Origin of the sequence: Citrobacter sp. Cpo030 (genome assembly GCF_030333005.1) — a bacterium.
Lineage (GTDB): Bacteria > Pseudomonadota > Gammaproteobacteria > Enterobacterales > Enterobacteriaceae > Citrobacter > Citrobacter portucalensis.
In genome coordinates, this window is sequence record NZ_JAOWGT010000043.1 from 193,423 (window position 1) to 209,188 (window position 15,766).

General features: G+C 52.3%; 16 protein-coding genes. 10 read left to right on the forward strand and 6 right to left on the reverse strand.

Translation table 11 applies throughout. The features are described 5' to 3' along the window. Nucleotides 1–11 precede the first annotated feature (11 nt). The 5 genes from yeiB to mglC all read left to right on the forward strand — a co-directional run bounded on the left by yeiB (nt 12) and on the right by mglC (nt 6,249). Nucleotides 12–1,169: a DUF418 domain-containing protein YeiB gene (gene yeiB, locus OGY37_RS03345; protein WP_286620070.1), complete on the forward strand. Its 1,158-nt coding sequence runs from the start codon at nt 12–14 to the stop codon at nt 1,167–1,169. 144 nt (nt 1,170–1,313) lie between these two features. Further along, nucleotides 1,314–2,339: an HTH-type transcriptional regulator GalS gene (gene galS / locus OGY37_RS03350; protein WP_032943995.1), complete on the forward strand. Its 1,026-nt coding sequence runs from the start codon at nt 1,314–1,316 to the stop codon at nt 2,337–2,339. 293 nt (nt 2,340–2,632) lie between these two features. Then, a complete protein-coding gene (mglB, locus tag OGY37_RS03355) occupies nt 2,633–3,631 on the forward strand; it encodes a galactose/glucose ABC transporter substrate-binding protein MglB (RefSeq protein WP_003027399.1) in 999 nt (332 codons plus the stop codon). A 71-nt stretch (nt 3,632–3,702) separates the two neighbouring features. After that, the gene (gene mglA / locus OGY37_RS03360; protein WP_003027396.1) at nt 3,703–5,223 is read left to right on the forward strand and encodes a galactose/methyl galactoside ABC transporter ATP-binding protein MglA; all 1,521 of its coding nucleotides are present in this window, start codon (nt 3,703–3,705) and stop codon (nt 5,221–5,223) included. A gap of 15 nt (nt 5,224–5,238) precedes the next feature. Further along, nucleotides 5,239–6,249 carry a galactose/methyl galactoside ABC transporter permease MglC gene (mglC, locus tag OGY37_RS03365; RefSeq protein ID WP_003027393.1) on the forward strand — a complete coding sequence of 337 codons (1,011 nt, stop codon included), beginning with the start codon at nt 5,239–5,241 and terminating at the stop codon, nt 6,247–6,249. A 51-nt stretch (nt 6,250–6,300) separates the two neighbouring features. Here mglC and OGY37_RS03370 read toward each other — a convergent pair whose 3' ends face one another. From OGY37_RS03370 to OGY37_RS03395, 6 genes are all read right to left on the reverse strand, one after another. Next, on the reverse strand, nt 6,301–6,540 hold the full coding sequence (locus OGY37_RS03370; protein ID WP_003834502.1) for a DUF2542 family protein: 240 nt from the start codon (nt 6,538–6,540) through the stop codon (nt 6,301–6,303). A gap of 2 nt (nt 6,541–6,542) precedes the next feature. Beyond that, complete coding sequence (gene sanA, locus OGY37_RS03375) at nt 6,543–7,262, reverse strand: outer membrane permeability protein SanA (protein ID WP_003027383.1); 720 nt, start codon at nt 7,260–7,262, stop codon at nt 6,543–6,545. 163 nt (nt 7,263–7,425) lie between these two features. Beyond that, a complete protein-coding gene (gene cdd / locus OGY37_RS03380; protein ID WP_003834500.1) occupies nt 7,426–8,310 on the reverse strand; it encodes a cytidine deaminase in 885 nt (294 codons plus the stop codon). A 148-nt stretch (nt 8,311–8,458) separates the two neighbouring features. Next, entirely contained in the window at nt 8,459–9,154 is a 696-nt protein-coding gene (locus OGY37_RS03385) for a CidB/LrgB family autolysis modulator (RefSeq protein ID WP_003027380.1), read from the reverse strand. Then, nucleotides 9,151–9,555 carry a CidA/LrgA family protein gene (locus OGY37_RS03390; protein ID WP_003834497.1) on the reverse strand — a complete coding sequence of 135 codons (405 nt, stop codon included), beginning with the start codon at nt 9,553–9,555 and terminating at the stop codon, nt 9,151–9,153. Before OGY37_RS03390 ends, OGY37_RS03385 begins: the two co-directional genes overlap by 4 nt. Before the next feature lie 131 nt (nt 9,556–9,686). After that, nucleotides 9,687–10,595: a LysR substrate-binding domain-containing protein gene (locus OGY37_RS03395; protein ID WP_003834495.1), complete on the reverse strand. Its 909-nt coding sequence runs from the start codon at nt 10,593–10,595 to the stop codon at nt 9,687–9,689. Between the two features lie 126 nt (nt 10,596–10,721). On the opposite strand from OGY37_RS03395, the gene mhbT reads away from it, so the two are divergent. From mhbT to OGY37_RS03420, 5 genes are read left to right on the forward strand one after another with little or no spacing between them, the layout of a single operon-like run. Beyond that, nucleotides 10,722–12,080, forward strand: coding sequence for a 3-hydroxybenzoate transporter MhbT (mhbT, locus tag OGY37_RS03400; RefSeq protein ID WP_279275701.1), 1,359 nt, complete (start codon nt 10,722–10,724; stop codon nt 12,078–12,080). Nucleotides 12,081–12,091: 11 nt separating this feature from the next. Continuing rightward, nucleotides 12,092–13,129: a gentisate 1,2-dioxygenase gene (gene gtdA, locus OGY37_RS03405; RefSeq protein WP_286620072.1), complete on the forward strand. Its 1,038-nt coding sequence runs from the start codon at nt 12,092–12,094 to the stop codon at nt 13,127–13,129. Nucleotides 13,130–13,144: 15 nt separating this feature from the next. Then, nucleotides 13,145–13,846 carry a fumarylacetoacetate hydrolase family protein gene (locus OGY37_RS03410; protein ID WP_063940516.1) on the forward strand — a complete coding sequence of 234 codons (702 nt, stop codon included), beginning with the start codon at nt 13,145–13,147 and terminating at the stop codon, nt 13,844–13,846. An 8-nt stretch (nt 13,847–13,854) separates the two neighbouring features. Next, complete coding sequence (gene maiA, locus OGY37_RS03415) at nt 13,855–14,499, forward strand: maleylacetoacetate isomerase (RefSeq protein WP_003834489.1); 645 nt, start codon at nt 13,855–13,857, stop codon at nt 14,497–14,499. Between the two features lie 14 nt (nt 14,500–14,513). Next, nucleotides 14,514–15,707, forward strand: coding sequence for a 3-hydroxybenzoate 6-monooxygenase (locus OGY37_RS03420; protein ID WP_063940515.1), 1,194 nt, complete (start codon nt 14,514–14,516; stop codon nt 15,705–15,707). Nucleotides 15,708–15,766: the final 59 nt, after the last annotated feature.

Here is a 15,766-nt window from a genome sequence, read left to right on the forward strand (position 1 = left end):
GGGCAGGAACCATGGAGCGTAATGTCACGCTGGATTTTATTCGTGGCGTTGCCATTCTTGGTATCCTGCTTCTCAATATTAGCGCCTTTGGCCTGCCGAAGGCGGCATACCTCAATCCCGCGTGGTATGGCAACATCACCTTATCCGATGCCTGGACCTGGGCGCTGCTCGATCTCTTTGCGCAGGTAAAATTCCTCACGCTGTTTGCATTGCTGTTCGGTGCCGGTCTGCAAATGCTGCTCCCGCGCGGCAAACGCTGGATCCAGTCGCGGCTTACGTTGCTGGTGCTATTGGGATTCATTCACGGTTTACTCTTCTGGGATGGCGATATCCTGCTGGCATATGGCTTGATCGGCCTGATTTGCTGGCGGCTGATCCGGGATGCGCCGTCGGTGAAAAGCTTGTTTAACACCGGCGTGGTGCTTTATTTGGCGGGCGTTGGTGTATTGCTGCTGTTGGGTGTGATCTCCGGGAGCGAAACCAGCCGGGCCTGGACGCCGGATGCTTCAGCGTTGCTGTATGAAAAATACTGGAAAGTGAACGGCGGAATGGAAGCAATCAGTAATCGCGTGGATATGATGTCCAATAGCTTGCTGGCGTTAGGTGCGCAATATGGCTGGCAACTGGCGGGGATGATGCTGCTCGGCGCGGCATTAATGCGTAGCGGCTGGCTAAAAGGGCAGTACAGTTTGCAGCATTATCGACGCACTGGCGTTCTGCTGGTTATTATCGGCATGGCGATTAACCTGCCTGCTATCATCGCCCAGTGGCAACTGGACTGGGCCTACCGCTGGTGTGCCTTCCTGTTGCAAGCTCCGCGAGAACTGGGGGCGCCGTTGCAGACCATTGGTTATGCCGCGCTGATGTTTGGTTTCTGGCCACAGCTTAGTCGCTTAAAATGGGTCATTGCCGTCGCCTGTGTGGGTCGCATGGCATTAACCAACTATCTGTTACAGACCTTAATCTGCACCACGTTGTTTTATCAGGCCGGTTTATTTATGAAATTTGACCGGCTGGAGCTGCTGCTTTTCGTCATCCCGGTCTGGGCGATTAACTTACTTTTCTCTGTCATATGGCTGCGTTTCTACCGGCAGGGCCCGGTGGAATGGCTGTGGCGTCAATTAACCCTGCGTGCTGCGGGGACATCATTACCACGAACATCCAGATAACGATCTGGATCACATTCATTAACAAAATGGATGTAAGCGCTTTCATTCCTGTGACATCACTCACGCAGTCCGTTTCATTGTGCTGACAAAATACCCAGCCTGGGGTGTCTGCGGGCAGCCGCAATCTAAAACAGGGCAGTGAATATGGTAACCATTCGTGATGTGGCACGGCAGTCTGGCGTTTCTGTAGCGACCGTTTCCCGCGTACTGAACAACAGTGCGCTGGTGAGTCCCGATACGCGTGAAGCGGTAATGAAGGCAGTCACTCAGCTTGGCTATCGACCTAATGCCAACGCACAAGCGCTGGCGACGCAGGTAAGCGACACGATTGGTGTTGTCGTCATGGATGTATCAGATGCGTTTTTTGGCGCGCTGGTAAAAGCCGTGGATATGGTTGCTCAGCAGCATCAGAAGTATGTCCTGATTGGCAACAGCTACCATGAGGCGGAAAAAGAACGTCATGCCATTGAGGTGTTGATTCGCCAACGCTGTAACGCGCTGATTGTACACTCTAAAGCGCTGAGCGATCGGGAACTGGCCGAGTTTATGGATCAAATCCCCGGCATGGTACTGATCAACCGCCTTGTTCCTGGCTACGCCCACCGTTGCGTCTGCCTGGATAACATCAGCGGTGCCAAAATGGCTACCCGAATGCTGCTAAATAATGGTCATCAACGCATCGGTTATCTGGCATCAAGCCACCGCATTGAAGATGACGCCATGCGCAAAGAAGGGTGGTTAACTGCTCTGAAAGAGCAGGGGATTGTTGCGGCAGAAAGCTGGGTCGGCACCGGTTCGCCCGATATGCAGGGCGGAGAGTCCGCGATGGTGGAACTGCTGGGGCGTAACTTACAACTGACGGCGGTCTTCGCTTATAACGACAATATGGCAGCCGGCGCGCTGACCGCGCTAAAAGATAACGGCATCGCTATTCCATTACACCTTTCTATCATTGGCTTCGATGATATTCCCATCGCGCGTTACACCGATCCGCAGCTAACCACTGTGCGCTATCCCATTGCTTCAATGGCAAAAATGGCGACGGAGCTTGCGCTACAGGGGGCGGCTGGCACGTTGGATCCGCAGGCGTCGCATTGTTTTATGCCAACGCTGGTGCGTCGCCATTCAGTAGCGCTGCGGCAGAATGCGGCACCGATCACTAACTCATAACGTTGCGCGATGTAACCGCTTTCAATATGTGAGTAAATTCACAGTATATTAACAATGCGATAGCTATGATGACACTGTTTGTTGCGCTGTAACTACTATGTAACGGTGAATAATCACTTTCATCGAGGTATAGGTGCCTTAAACAAAAATTAAAGCCTGTTTTTGGAGCGTTGCCAGACACGGAAGAAATATTTTTTAAAAGTGAGCTTCGGCGTTCAGTAACACTTCAGTAACGTTCTGCCTGCCGAGCATTTATCTCAAGTACTACCCTGCATAATAAAACCGGAGATACCATGAATAAGAAGGTGTTGACCCTGTCTGCTGTAATGGCAAGCATGTTATTCGGCGCGGCTGCGCACGCTGCTGATACCCGCATTGGTGTGACTATCTATAAGTATGACGATAACTTTATGTCTGTAGTACGTAAGGCTATTGAAAAAGATGCCAAAGCGGCACCAGATGTACAGCTGCTGATGAACGACTCGCAGAACGACCAGTCCAAACAAAACGATCAGATCGACGTGCTACTGGCAAAAGGCGTTAAAGCACTGGCGATTAACCTGGTTGACCCGGCAGCTGCTGGCACGGTCATTGAAAAAGCACGCGGACAGAACGTACCGATCGTGTTCTTCAACAAAGAACCTTCTCGTAAAGCGCTGGACAGCTATGACAAAGCGTATTACGTCGGTACCGACTCTAAAGAGTCCGGCATTATTCAGGGTGATTTGATTGCCAAACACTGGGCAGCTAACCCGAACTGGGACCTGAACAAAGACGGCAAAATTCAGTTTGTTCTGCTGAAAGGCGAACCGGGACACCCGGATGCTGAAGCACGTACCACTTACGTGATTAAAGAGCTGAACGACAAGGGCATTAAAACTGAGCAGCTGCAGTTAGATACTGCAATGTGGGATACCGCTCAGGCGAAAGATAAGATGGATGCGTGGATGTCTGGTCCAAACGCGAACAAAATTGAAGTGGTTATCGCTAACAACGATGCGATGGCAATGGGTGCAGTTGAAGCGCTGAAAGCGCACAACAAAACCAGCGTACCGGTATTTGGTGTGGATGCGCTGCCTGAAGCGCTGGCTCTGGTGAAATCTGGCGCCATGGCCGGTACCGTCCTGAACGATGCCAACAACCAGGCGAAAGCCACCTTCGATCTGGCGAAAAACCTGGCTGACGGCAAAGGTGCGGCAGATGGCACTAACTGGAAAATTGAGAACAAGATTGTTCGCGTTCCGTACGTAGGTGTCGATAAAGATAATCTGGCAGAGTTCACCAACAAATAAATACTCCGTATGTGGGCGCAATTTCATTGCGCCCTTAATAATGCACTCTGCAAGGCCAACAAGGTATAATTATGGTCAGCACACATACTCAGTCGTCAGGCGAATACTTGTTGGAAATGACCGGCATCAACAAGTCCTTCCCCGGCGTTAAGGCGCTTGATAATGTCAATTTAAAAGTCCGCCCGCATTCTATTCACGCCCTAATGGGAGAGAATGGAGCGGGGAAATCAACATTATTGAAATGTCTTTTCGGCATCTATCAAAAAGATTCCGGCAGTATTTTATTTCAGGGTAAAGAAATCGATTTTCATTCTGCGAAAGAAGCGCTTGAAAATGGTATTTCGATGGTACACCAGGAATTAAACCTGGTATTACAACGTTCTGTGATGGACAACATGTGGCTGGGACGCTATCCCACCAAAGGCATGTTTGTCGATCAGGAAAAAATGTACCGCGATACCAAAGCGATATTTGATGAACTGGATATTGATATCGATCCACGTGCGCGCGTCGGTACATTATCCGTTTCACAAATGCAGATGATTGAAATTGCGAAAGCATTCTCCTATGACGCCAAAATCGTCATCATGGATGAACCAACTTCATCGTTAACTGAAAAAGAAGTTAACCATCTGTTCACCATCATCCGTAAGCTAAAAGAGCGTGGATGCGGTATTGTTTATATCTCTCACAAAATGGAAGAAATCTTCCAGCTGTGCGATGAAATTACCGTACTACGCGACGGTCAGTGGATTGCGACCCAGCCGCTGGAAGGGCTGGATATGGATAAGATCATCGCCATGATGGTCGGACGTTCACTGAACCAACGTTTTCCGGATAAAGAAAACAAACCTGGTGAAGTCATTCTGCAAGTGCGTAACCTGACCTCGCTGCGCCAGCCGTCGATTCGTGATATCTCGTTTGATTTGCACAAAGGGGAGATTCTTGGGATTGCAGGTCTGGTAGGCGCAAAACGCACGGATATCGTTGAAACGCTTTTTGGTATTCGTGAGAAATCATCAGGTACGATTACGCTACACGGCAAAAAAATTAATAACCACAGTGCAAATGAAGCCATCAACCATGGTTTTGCACTGGTCACGGAAGAGCGCCGCTCAACCGGTATTTATGCATATCTGGACATTGGTTTTAACTCGTTAATCTCCAATATCCAAAACTATAAAAACAAAGTTGGTCTGTTGGATAATTCCCGCATGAAGAGTGATACCCAGTGGGTAATTGACTCCATGAGGGTAAAAACACCGGGTCATCGTACGCAAATCGGTTCACTTTCTGGCGGTAATCAGCAAAAGGTGGTTATTGGTCGTTGGTTATTAACCCAGCCAGAAATTCTGATGCTGGATGAACCGACGCGTGGAATCGATGTTGGCGCGAAATTTGAAATTTATCAGTTGATTGCCGAACTCGCGAAAAAGGATAAGGGGATTATTATTATTTCCTCTGAAATGCCGGAGCTGCTGGGTATTACCGATCGTATTCTGGTGATGAGCAATGGTCTCGTCGCTGGAATTGTTGACACTAAAACAACAACGCAAAACGAAATCCTCCGTCTTGCGTCTTTGCACCTTTAAGATTAGGGGCTCCTCATGAGTGCGTTAAATAAGAAAAGTTTTCTTACTTACCTGAAAGAAGGCGGAATTTACGTTGTTCTTTTGGTTTTGCTGGCGATTATTATTTTCCAGGATCCCACTTTCTTAAGCTTACTGAACCTGAGTAATATTCTCACGCAATCCTCGGTGCGTATTATTATCGCATTGGGTGTGGCTGGACTGATTGTTACCCAAGGGACCGACCTGTCGGCGGGGCGTCAGGTTGGCCTGGCGGCAGTGGTGGCGGCAACTCTGTTGCAGTCGATGGAGAATGCCAACAAGGTATTCCCGGAAATGGCGACGATGCCAATCATTGTAGTGGTGCTGATTGTTTGCGTGATTGGCGCCATTATCGGTCTGGTGAACGGTATTATCATTGCTTATCTGAACGTAACACCGTTTATTACCACACTGGGTACGATGATTATCGTTTACGGGATCAACTCCCTGTACTACGACTTCGTCGGCGCATCGCCAATTTCTGGCTTTGACAGCGGATTCTCAACCTTTGCGCAGGGCTTTATTGCACTGGGCAGTTTCCGACTCTCCTACATCACTTTCTATGCGCTGATTGCGGTGGCTTTTGTGTGGGTGCTGTGGAACAAGACCCGCTTCGGTAAAAACATTTTCGCCATCGGCGGAAACCCGGAAGCTGCGAAAGTGTCCGGGGTAAACGTTGCGCTGAACCTGCTGATTATCTATGCGTTGTCTGGCGTGTTCTATGCCTTCGGCGGTTTGCTCGAAGCCGGGCGTATCGGCTCGGCGACCAACAACCTCGGCTTTATGTATGAGCTGGATGCGATTGCGGCGTGCGTGGTTGGCGGCGTGTCGTTCAGCGGCGGGGTAGGTACCGTGTTTGGCGTAGTAACCGGTGTGATCATCTTCACCGTCATCAACTACGGTTTGACCTACATCGGCGTGAACCCTTACTGGCAGTATATTATCAAGGGCGGCATTATTATCTTCGCGGTCGCGCTGGACTCACTGAAGTACGCGCGTAAGAAGTAATCTGGGAAGAGAAAAATAAAACCGGTGCAGGGGCGTTCTGCATCGGTTTTTTTATTTGATAAAGAGTAACCAGATACCAGTGAACAGTGCACCAATGGCCATACCGAAATAAACGATGATATAGCTCCAGTAAGTGCTGGGTTCTTTAGCGCGAGAAATGATCATTGGCGTCTGCGAACCTTTCACTGTTTTCTCGACGATACCGGAACGCAGTCCCTTCAGGCCTTCTCTGCACGTCCAGAGAACAATCATCAGTACGCCAATAACGATAAAGATCGTTTTTCCTTCCATGCTTATTTTCCTTGTTTCTTTTGTAATTCGAGTAATTGTTCAGGCGTGACCGCCGGATACCCCTGCGCATCGTCCGGTACCTGATGCATAGTAGGGATGGGCACCAGTGGGCCTAAAAAACGGGGCTCACGTTTGAAAATGTAGAGATCGGCGAGTGCGCCAAAACGGGCGCCAAATTCACGTACCCGCACGGTGAGCATATCTTTTGGCGAAGGTACGGCGTAGCACTGGGCCTGAATACCCATATGCAGCGCAATAAACAAGGCGCGCTCACAGTGGAATCGTTGAGTAATAATGATGAAATCGTTGGTATCAAAGACCTTGCGGGTACGCACGATGGAGTCGAGTGTCCGGAACCCTGCGTAATCAAGCACGATGTCAGCGGGATCGACGCCTGCGGCAATCAGATCCTTACGCATCGTCATGGGTTCGTTGTAGCTTTGCTGGGCATTATCGCCGCTTAACAGCAGATAGTTTACCTTCCCGCTGTTATAGGCGTTCAATGCGCCCTGAATGCGGTAACGGTAATATTGGTTGATGACGCCGGTGCGGTAATACTTCGCCGTGCCCAGAACCACACCTACCTGGCGGTAGGGTAAATCCTGCAGTTCGTCGTAAATGTAGGGAGCCGTCTTCCAGCTCATCCAGCGATCGAGTCCAAGCACAGTCAAAAGCAGCAAGCCTAGCAGGACTAACAGGCTGTAAAACACGCGCTTTAACATGCAGAAAACTCGTTATTTGGATGGAATTTCAATCAGGCTACTGTACCGGAAGACGTAGCGCAAGAAACAGCAGTCTGATTGAGGGGATTTTAGGCATTGCGCATAGTGCCGGATAGCGGTGTAAACACCTTATCCGGCCTACGAACTGGCGTTATTGAGTCGATTAACCCAGAAGTACGCGCTCTATATTGTCGCAGCCCAGTGCTTTCAGCGTGGCGGAGGTTGCATCCCACTGAATCAATGGCGCGTCGGCTTTTTCAGCAAGTACAGCACGTTGGATATCTGGATAATCATAACCGTTGAGATTCAACAGGTTTAACGCGCCCTGCAGCGGTGGCAGGGTCGGGTTAAAGGCGGCATTTTCAGCATAGCTGCCGCTAAAAATACGACCATCTTTACACTCCAGCGCCACGCCGCTTGGGGATTTGCTGTACGGCATATGGCATCTGTTGGCAGCGGTGATTGCCGCCTGAGTCAACGTATCGCCCTGCAGCGCGAAGCCGTGATCCTGATCGTCCATCAGCAGCGTTTTAATCTCCAGATCCTTCGGGCCGAAGGCATCTGGCAGGTAATCGCGAAGCACGTGTGGTGCACGTCCCGGCAGATGAATACGTAAATCCAGTCCGCTGTTCAGTTCGTTCATAAACTGGCGACAATGGCCGCACGGCGTGTAGTTGACGGTGATGGCAGCGAGCCCTTTTTCACCGCGCAGCCAGGCGTGGCTGATGGCGCTTTGCTCGGCATGAACGGTTTGCTGCATGGTCGCGCCCAGGAACTCCATGTTCCCACCGAAGTACCAGTTGCCGCTGATGCCGCGAGAAATTGCCCCAACGTTGAAGTTGGATAGCGGAGTACGTGCGCAGGCCGCAGCCAGCGGCAGCAGAGCGAATGCCAGCGCGTCTTCGTCCAGTCCCGATTCGCGTTTCAGCAAAGAGACCTGCTCAGCAGTCAGCATGGCGGGGAAATGTGCATCCGCCAGAACAGGGGCCAGGGCTGATTGCAAGTTATCCGCGAGTTGGGCAAAAGCAGTTTGAAAACGTGGATGCATGGCGATGCCTCATAACAATGTAATGGAATCGTAGTTTACGGGCCTGTTATGGCTTTATATGTGATCCAAATCTCATTGTGTATGCAACTTATGAAACTTAAATGAAAAATGTGCAACGCATCGCAAATAAATAGCTAAAAAATGAAGGTTAACCCACCACTGCCAGAATAATCGGGAACAGGAACGGGGCTACCAGCGAGGTAATAATGCCGCAAATGACCAGCGCCAGTGAGCTAAACGCACCTTCCTGATAGTCCAGTTCCGCACAGCGTGCGGTGCCCAGGGCGTGCGACGCGGTGCCCATTGCCAGCCCACGAGCGGCCTTGGTGCGAATACGCATCGCATTAAGCAACGTATGACCAAATACTGCCCCGAGAATGCCGACAAAAATGACGCAAACGGCGCTGATAGCCGGAATACCGCCAATACTGCCACCCACGGCCATAGCGATAGGCGTGGTGACCGATTTTGGCATGATTGACGCGGCAATTTGCGGCGATGCGCCCATCAACAAGGCGATTGTTGTACCTGTAACCATCGCCACAACGCTGCCGGCAAAACAGATAGCAATGATTGATTTCCAGCGGGCGCGAATCTGGTGCAACTGTTCGTATAACGGATAGGCCAGCGCGACCACGGCAGGTTGCAGCAAATCGTTCAGCACTTCGCTGCCTTTGAAATAGTGATCGTAGGGAATACCGGTCAGCAGCAGAATGGGAATAATTACCACCATGGCCACCAGCAGAGGGTTCAGCAAAGGCATTTTAAAGCGAGCTGCCAGCTTACGTGCGCCAAAAAATACCGCCAGCGTAAGAGGTAACGACCACCAGATATACGACATCATTTTTTTGCTTTAGCCTCTTTTTGCCCAACGATTTTGCGCTCACCGTGCACAATGTGCGAGCTCCAGCTCACCACCAGGAAAACGACCAGCGTACTGATGGTACAAGACACCACCACCGGACCAAATTGTGCGCGGAGCAGGTCAAAGTACTGCATGATCCCCACGCCAATCGGGACAAACAACAGGGCCATATAACGAATCAGCACGTAGCAGCCAGGGTTAACCCATTTTGCCGGTAACACCTGCAAAGCCAGTAAGACAAATAGGATCAGCATGCCGATAATGCTGCCCGGAATGGTGATAGGGAGTAGCGATGCAAGAAAAATACCTGCATAGAGGCAGGCATAAATCAGGACGAATGCGCGCAAATATTGCCAGATAACGTTCAGTGCTTTGCTCATAGTTGAAACCCTTGACGAGACTCATTCATCATACAATTAAACTTAAAAACGTGCTACCGATCACATCATGAATTCTAAGCATAGAGGAAATAGATATCTGGAACATCGGGCGATGGCCCTAACTCTCCGCGCTAAACCTGTGCCAGATAATACAAAAAACGATTCAGGGCGGTAGTCGGCGTTTCGTTGTTGCGCCAGAATACGCCGACGCTGCCTTTTTGTTCAATCTTCGGCAGATTCAGGATAGCCAGCTGTCCCTGGGCGGCATACCTTTGTGCCAGACGCAAAGAAAGAATAGAGATCATGTCGCTACTTTGCAGCAGGTTGGTACTGACGTTGATCGATGCTGATTCAATGATGTTTTCCGGCAACATGACGCCGTTATCAACCAGTGCGTTATCAATGCTTATCCGGATAGGGGTTCCTGTCGGCCAGACAATCCAACGCCAGTTCGCCAGATCGTGCCAGGTGAGCAGGGGATATTTTGCTAAGGGATGGTCGGGACGGGCGACGAAACAGACCGGTTCGGTATATAGCACCTGGTAATTGAGCGGCAACTGAAGCGCCCGACCGCCGACGCGACCGACGACGACATCCACCGAACCCGCGAGCAGATCGTGCAGCAGCGGGGTCATCACTTTCTCTTCAATATTCAGATGCAGGGTTGGTAACTCTTTAAGCAACCCCAGTATTGCCTGAGAAACACAGTCGGTCGCGACCGGCGAGCAGCCAATCTTCAGACTCCCTACAAGGCCGCCTTGCTTAAAACGGGCGATCTCATACTGCGAACGTTCCATATCATTGATTAGGCGTTGGGCATGCTGCAGTAGCAGTTTGCCGCCTTCGGAAGGACGCAAGCCTTTGCTATGACGTTCAAAGAGCGTGATGCCAATCTCATCTTCGAGTTGTGATAACCATTTCGACAACGCGGGCTGGGTGATATTCATCATCCGGGCGACGTGAGTCAGATTTCCCTGTTCGCCCAGTGCAATAAGCGTTTGCAGGTGGTGCAACTTCAGTTTCTGCGCCCAGTTTGCCATTTGCTATAACCTCCAGGTTATACCTCTGCATGAAAAGCCATTGTACATTTCATCTCCAAACATACAAAGTCGCAACATACCTAAAACAAAACAGACATCAACTCTACCTGCACTGAGGCATTCACTATGACTCAACAACATGATCTACAAGCGCTGATCGATTCCGCCCCCGTCGGTAAGACCCAGTGGCGCGTTATCATCTGCTGTTTTCTGGTTGTCATGCTCGACGGATTTGATACCGCGGCGATTGGTTTTATCGCACCCGACATTCGCACTCACTGGCAACTGACTGCCGGCGATCTGGCCCCGCTGTTTGGCGCAGGTCTGCTGGGACTGACCGCTGGCGCGCTGCTCTGTGGCCCGCTGTCCGACCGTTTTGGCCGCAAAAGAGTGATAGAACTCTGCGTGGCATTGTTCGGTGCGCTAAGTCTGATCTCGGCTTTTTCACCCGATCTACAAACGCTGGTTATTTTGCGCTTCCTGACCGGTTTAGGTCTGGGCGGCGCAATGCCAAATACCATCACCATGACGTCTGAATACCTGCCAGCGCGTCGGCGTGGGGCACTGGTCACCATGATGTTCTGCGGATTCACCCTGGGATCGGCAATGGGCGGCATCGTCAGCGCGCAGCTGGTGCCGGTGATTGGCTGGCACGGCATCCTGGTGCTGGGAGGCGTTCTACCGCTGATGCTGTTTGTGGCCCTGCTGTTTGCGCTACCGGAATCCCCACGCTGGCAGGTTCGTCGTCAACTGCCGCAAAACGTGATTGCCAGAACCGTTAGCGCCATCACCCGGGAACGTTATGACAATACCCATTTTTATCTCAACGAGGGCGCCGCAATTGCTAAAGGCAGCATTCGCCAGCTGTTCGTCGGGCGACAGCTGCCCATTACCCTGATGCTATGGGTAGTGTTCTTTATGAGCTTGCTGATTATTTATCTGCTCTCCAGCTGGATGCCAACGCTGTTAAACCACCGTGGAATTGATCTGCAGCATGCCTCCTGGGTGACCGCTGCCTTCCAGATTGGCGGTACGCTTGGCGCGCTGGCGCTGGGCGTGCTGATGGATAAATACAATCCTTTCCGCGTGCTGGCCGTGAGCTATGCGCTGGGCGCGGTATGCATCGTCATGATTGGTCTGAGTGAGAACGGCCTGTGGCTGATGGCGCTGGCCATTTTTGGCACCGGCATTGGTATCAGCGGTTCTCAGGTTGGTCTTAATGCGTTAACCGCCACGCTTTATCCGACACAAAGCCGGGCGACGGGCGTCAGCTGGTCTAATGCGGTGGGACGCTGCGGCGCGATTGTCGGCTCACTTTCCGGCGGCGTGATGATGGCGATGAATTTCTCATTCGATAACCTGTTTTTCATTATTGCCGTCCCGGCGGCCATCAGCGCGGTGATGCTTACGCTGCTGACGGTTGTTATCCGCCAGTCGGCCTCTGCCTCGAATACTCTGCCTCGCGCAGGTGTTGTGAATGAATAAGGAGAATCCCTATGTCTGAACTGAATCAGGATGTTAAGAACAGCCGTCAGCAGTTTTACCAGCATATTTCCGGGCAGAATCTGACCCCGCTGTGGGAGTCGCTGCATCGTCTGGTGCCGCCAACTCCGAACGCACATTGCGCGCCAGCGTACTGGAACTATCAGGAGATCCGTCCACTACTGTTAGAAAGTGGCAATCTGATTGGCGCGAAAGAGGCGATTCGTCGCGTGCTGGTGCTGGAAAACCCAATGCTGCGCGGACAGTCTTCAATCACCCCAACGTTGTACGCGGGATTGCAGTTAATTATGCCGGGCGAGGTTGCGCCGAGTCACCGCCACAACCAGTCTGCGCTGCGCTTTATTGTCGAAGGGAAAGGGGCATTTACCGCCGTGGATGGCGAGCGCACCCAGATGCAAGAAGGCGATTTTATTCTGACGCCGCAGTGGCGCTGGCACGATCACGGCAACCCGGGCAGTGAACCGGTGGTGTGGCTGGACGGTCTGGACCTGCCGTTGGTGAACCTGCTGGGCTGTGGCTTTGCGGAAGACTACCCGGAAGATCAGCAGCCGGTCACGCGCAAGGAAGGGGATTATTTACCGCGCTACGCGGCCAATATGCTGCCGCTGCGTCATCAGAAAGGTAACTCATCGCCGATTTTTAACTATCGCTACGATCGCAGCCGTGAGGCACTGCATGACCTGACCCGTATGGGCGACGCCGATGAATGGGACGGTTACAAGATGCGTTACGTCAACCCGGTAACCGGCGGTTATCCCATGCCTTCAATGGGAACCTTCCTGCAACTGTTGCCGCAGGGCTTTTCCTCACGAATGGCGCGTACCACCGACAGCACTATCTACCACGTGGTGGAAGGAAGTGGGCAGGTCACCATCGGCAATGAGGCCTTCAACTTTTCGCCAAAAGATATCTTTGTGGTGCCGACCTGGCACGGCGTGTCGTTCCAGACCCGCGAAGATACCGTCTTATTCAGTTTTTCGGACAGACCGGTTCAGGAAGCACTGGGGTTGTTCCGCGAAGCACGTTATTAATTTGGGAGAGAGAAAATGACGCAATACGTATTTGAACCACAAGCGCCTGTTACCGTTCCGGTTGTTGGCTGTGATGAACAATTTCCTGTGCGCCGTGTTTACTGTGTGGGCCGTAACTATGCCGCTCATGCCCGTGAAATGGGCTTTGATCCGGATCGCGAACCGCCGTTCTTTTTCTGTAAACCTGCCGATGCGGTAGTCCCGGTGGCGGCTGGTCAGACCCTCGAACTACCGTACCCATCGCAAACCGATAACTATCACTATGAGATAGAGCTGGTGGTGGCGATTGGCAAAAAGGGCAGTGATATTCCGCTGGAAAAAGCGCACGAATATATCTGGGGCTATGCCACCGGTCTGGATATGACTCGCCGTGATCGGCAGATGGAGATGCGCCAGATGGGGCGTCCGTGGGAAATTGGCAAAGCGTTTGATCTCTCCGCGCCCATCGCGCCGCTGCATAAAGCCAGCGAAAGTGTGGATGTTAACCATGCGCCAATCTGGTTGCAGGTCAACGGCGACGATCATCAGCGTAGCGATATTCGCCACCTCATCTGGTCTGTGAATGAAACCATCAGCTATCTGTCTGGCTTCTTCGAACTGCAGCCGGGCGATCTGATCTACACCGGTACCCCTGAAGGCGTGGGGGCGGTAGTGAAAGGGGATGTGATCACCGGAAACGTAGACGGTTTAACCCCCATCGCCGTGAAGATTGTCTGAGGTGGATGATGAAGCTGTACAGTTTCTTTAATAGCTCGGCGTCATATCGGGTGCGCATTGCGCTGGCGCTGAAGGGGCTGGATTACCAGACGGTGGGCGTCAACATTCGCATTGGTCAGCAGAACGAACTGGCCTACCGACGGATGAACCCGGTGGGACTGGTGCCGACGCTGGTGACCGATGACGGAGAATCACTTGGGCAGTCGCTGGCAATAATTGACTGGCTGGATGGCCACTTTCCGCAAACGCCGCTGCTGCCTGCCGACTTCCCGGTGCGCAGTAAGGTGCTGGAAATTGTCTATGCCATCGCCTGTGATATCCACCCGGTGAATAACATGCGGGTACTGCGCTACCTGAGCGAAGAGTTAAAGGTCAGTGAAGAAGATAAAAAACGCTGGTATGCACACTGGATCCAGCAAGGGTTAAGCGCGGTGGAACAGATGCTGCGCCAGAGTCATTCGGGTAAGTTCTGCGTGGGTGATGCGCCGACGCTGGCGGATTGCTGTCTGATCCCACAGTGGGCGAACGCGTTACGTATGGGCTGCGATCTGAGCGGATATCCGCGCTGTAAGGCGGTATATGATGCCTGTACTCAGCTTCCGGCGTTTATCGCCGCCGCGCCCGAGAATCAACAAGATAAAATTCCAGCCTGATAAGGAGAACGACAATGGCTAAAGTGACACGCGCAATTATCGTGGGTGGCGGGATTGGCGGCGCGGCAACCGCGCTATCGCTGGCCCGTCAGGGCATTAAAGTGATGTTGCTGGAGAAAGCGCACGAGATTGGTGAAATTGGCGCGGGTATTCAGCTCGGGCCGAATGCATTCTCTGCTCTGGACAGCCTTGGCGTGGGGGAAGTCGCCCGTCAGCGTGCTGTTTTTACCGATCACATCACGATGATGGATGCGGTAAACGCAAAAGAGGTTGTGCGCATTGAAACCGGGCAGGCGTTCCGCGATCACTTTGGCGGTCCTTATGCGGTTATCCATCGGGTTGATATTCACGCCAGCGTTTGGGAAGCGGCGCTGGTGCATCCTAACGTTGAGTATCGCACTTCAACTAACGTGGTTGATATTCGCCAGACAGAGAATGACGTGACGGTATTTGATGAGCACGGCAACAGCTGGACGGCGGATATTTTGGTGGGCTGTGACGGTGTAAAATCGGTCGTTCGTCAGTCTCTGATTGGCGATGCGCCACGGGTTACCGGACACGTGGTCTATCGCGCCGTGATTGATTGTGATGATATGCCGGAAGATTTACGCATTAACGCACCGGTGCTGTGGGCCGGACCACACTGTCACCTGGTGCACTATCCGCTGCGCGGAGGTAAGCAGTATAACCTGGTGGTGACCTTCCACAGTCGTCAGCAGGAAGAGTGGGGCGTGAAGGATGGCAGCAAAGAGGAAGTGCTCTCCTATTTTGCGGGTATCCATCCGCGCCCGCGCCAGATGCTGGATAAACCGACATCATGGCGGCGCTGGTCCACCGCCGACCGCGAGCCGGTAGAAAAATGGGGAACCGACCGCATCACGCTGGTGGGAGACGCCGCGCACCCGGTGGCGCAATATATGGCGCAGGGTGCCTGTATGGCGTTGGAAGACGCGGTAACGCTCGGTAAAGCGCTACAGCAATGTGACGGCGATGCGGCTGCTGCCTTTGCGCTGTATGAGTCGGTGCGTATTCCGCGTACCGCACGCATCGTCTGGTCAACGCGTGAAATGGGCCGTGTCTACCATGCTGCAGGCGTCGAGCGGCAGGTGCGTAATCTGCTGTGGAAAGACAAATCGCAGGCGGAGTTTTATCGCGGTATGGAATGGCTGTACGGTTGGAAAGAAGATAACTGCCTGTTGCCGCGCTGAGCCTCTTTAATCTCCCGAACGGAGGCGCTACCATAGCGCCTCTTTTTTTGCGGGTGACG

Excerpts from the sequence above, each read along its gene's own strand:
- yeiB (WP_286620070.1), top strand. The coding sequence starts at position 12 with ATGGAGCGTAATGTCACGCTGGATTTTATTCGTGGCGTTGCCATTCTT.
- galS (WP_032943995.1), top strand. The coding sequence starts at position 1,314 with ATGGTAACCATTCGTGATGTGGCACGGCAGTCTGGCGTTTCTGTAGCG.
- mglB (WP_003027399.1), top strand. The coding sequence starts at position 2,633 with ATGAATAAGAAGGTGTTGACCCTGTCTGCTGTAATGGCAAGCATGTTA.
- mglA (WP_003027396.1), top strand. The coding sequence starts at position 3,703 with ATGGTCAGCACACATACTCAGTCGTCAGGCGAATACTTGTTGGAAATG.
- mglC (WP_003027393.1), top strand. The coding sequence starts at position 5,239 with ATGAGTGCGTTAAATAAGAAAAGTTTTCTTACTTACCTGAAAGAAGGC.
- OGY37_RS03370 (WP_003834502.1), bottom strand. The coding sequence starts at position 6,540 with ATGGAAGGAAAAACGATCTTTATCGTTATTGGCGTACTGATGATTGTT.
- sanA (WP_003027383.1), bottom strand. The coding sequence starts at position 7,262 with ATGTTAAAGCGCGTGTTTTACAGCCTGTTAGTCCTGCTAGGCTTGCTG.
- cdd (WP_003834500.1), bottom strand. The coding sequence starts at position 8,310 with ATGCATCCACGTTTTCAAACTGCTTTTGCCCAACTCGCGGATAACTTG.
- OGY37_RS03385 (WP_003027380.1), bottom strand. The coding sequence starts at position 9,154 with ATGATGTCGTATATCTGGTGGTCGTTACCTCTTACGCTGGCGGTATTT.
- OGY37_RS03390 (WP_003834497.1), bottom strand. The coding sequence starts at position 9,555 with ATGAGCAAAGCACTGAACGTTATCTGGCAATATTTGCGCGCATTCGTC.
- OGY37_RS03395 (WP_003834495.1), bottom strand. The coding sequence starts at position 10,595 with ATGGCAAACTGGGCGCAGAAACTGAAGTTGCACCACCTGCAAACGCTT.
- mhbT (WP_279275701.1), top strand. The coding sequence starts at position 10,722 with ATGACTCAACAACATGATCTACAAGCGCTGATCGATTCCGCCCCCGTC.
- gtdA (WP_286620072.1), top strand. The coding sequence starts at position 12,092 with ATGTCTGAACTGAATCAGGATGTTAAGAACAGCCGTCAGCAGTTTTAC.
- OGY37_RS03410 (WP_063940516.1), top strand. The coding sequence starts at position 13,145 with ATGACGCAATACGTATTTGAACCACAAGCGCCTGTTACCGTTCCGGTT.
- maiA (WP_003834489.1), top strand. The coding sequence starts at position 13,855 with ATGAAGCTGTACAGTTTCTTTAATAGCTCGGCGTCATATCGGGTGCGC.
- OGY37_RS03420 (WP_063940515.1), top strand. The coding sequence starts at position 14,514 with ATGGCTAAAGTGACACGCGCAATTATCGTGGGTGGCGGGATTGGCGGC.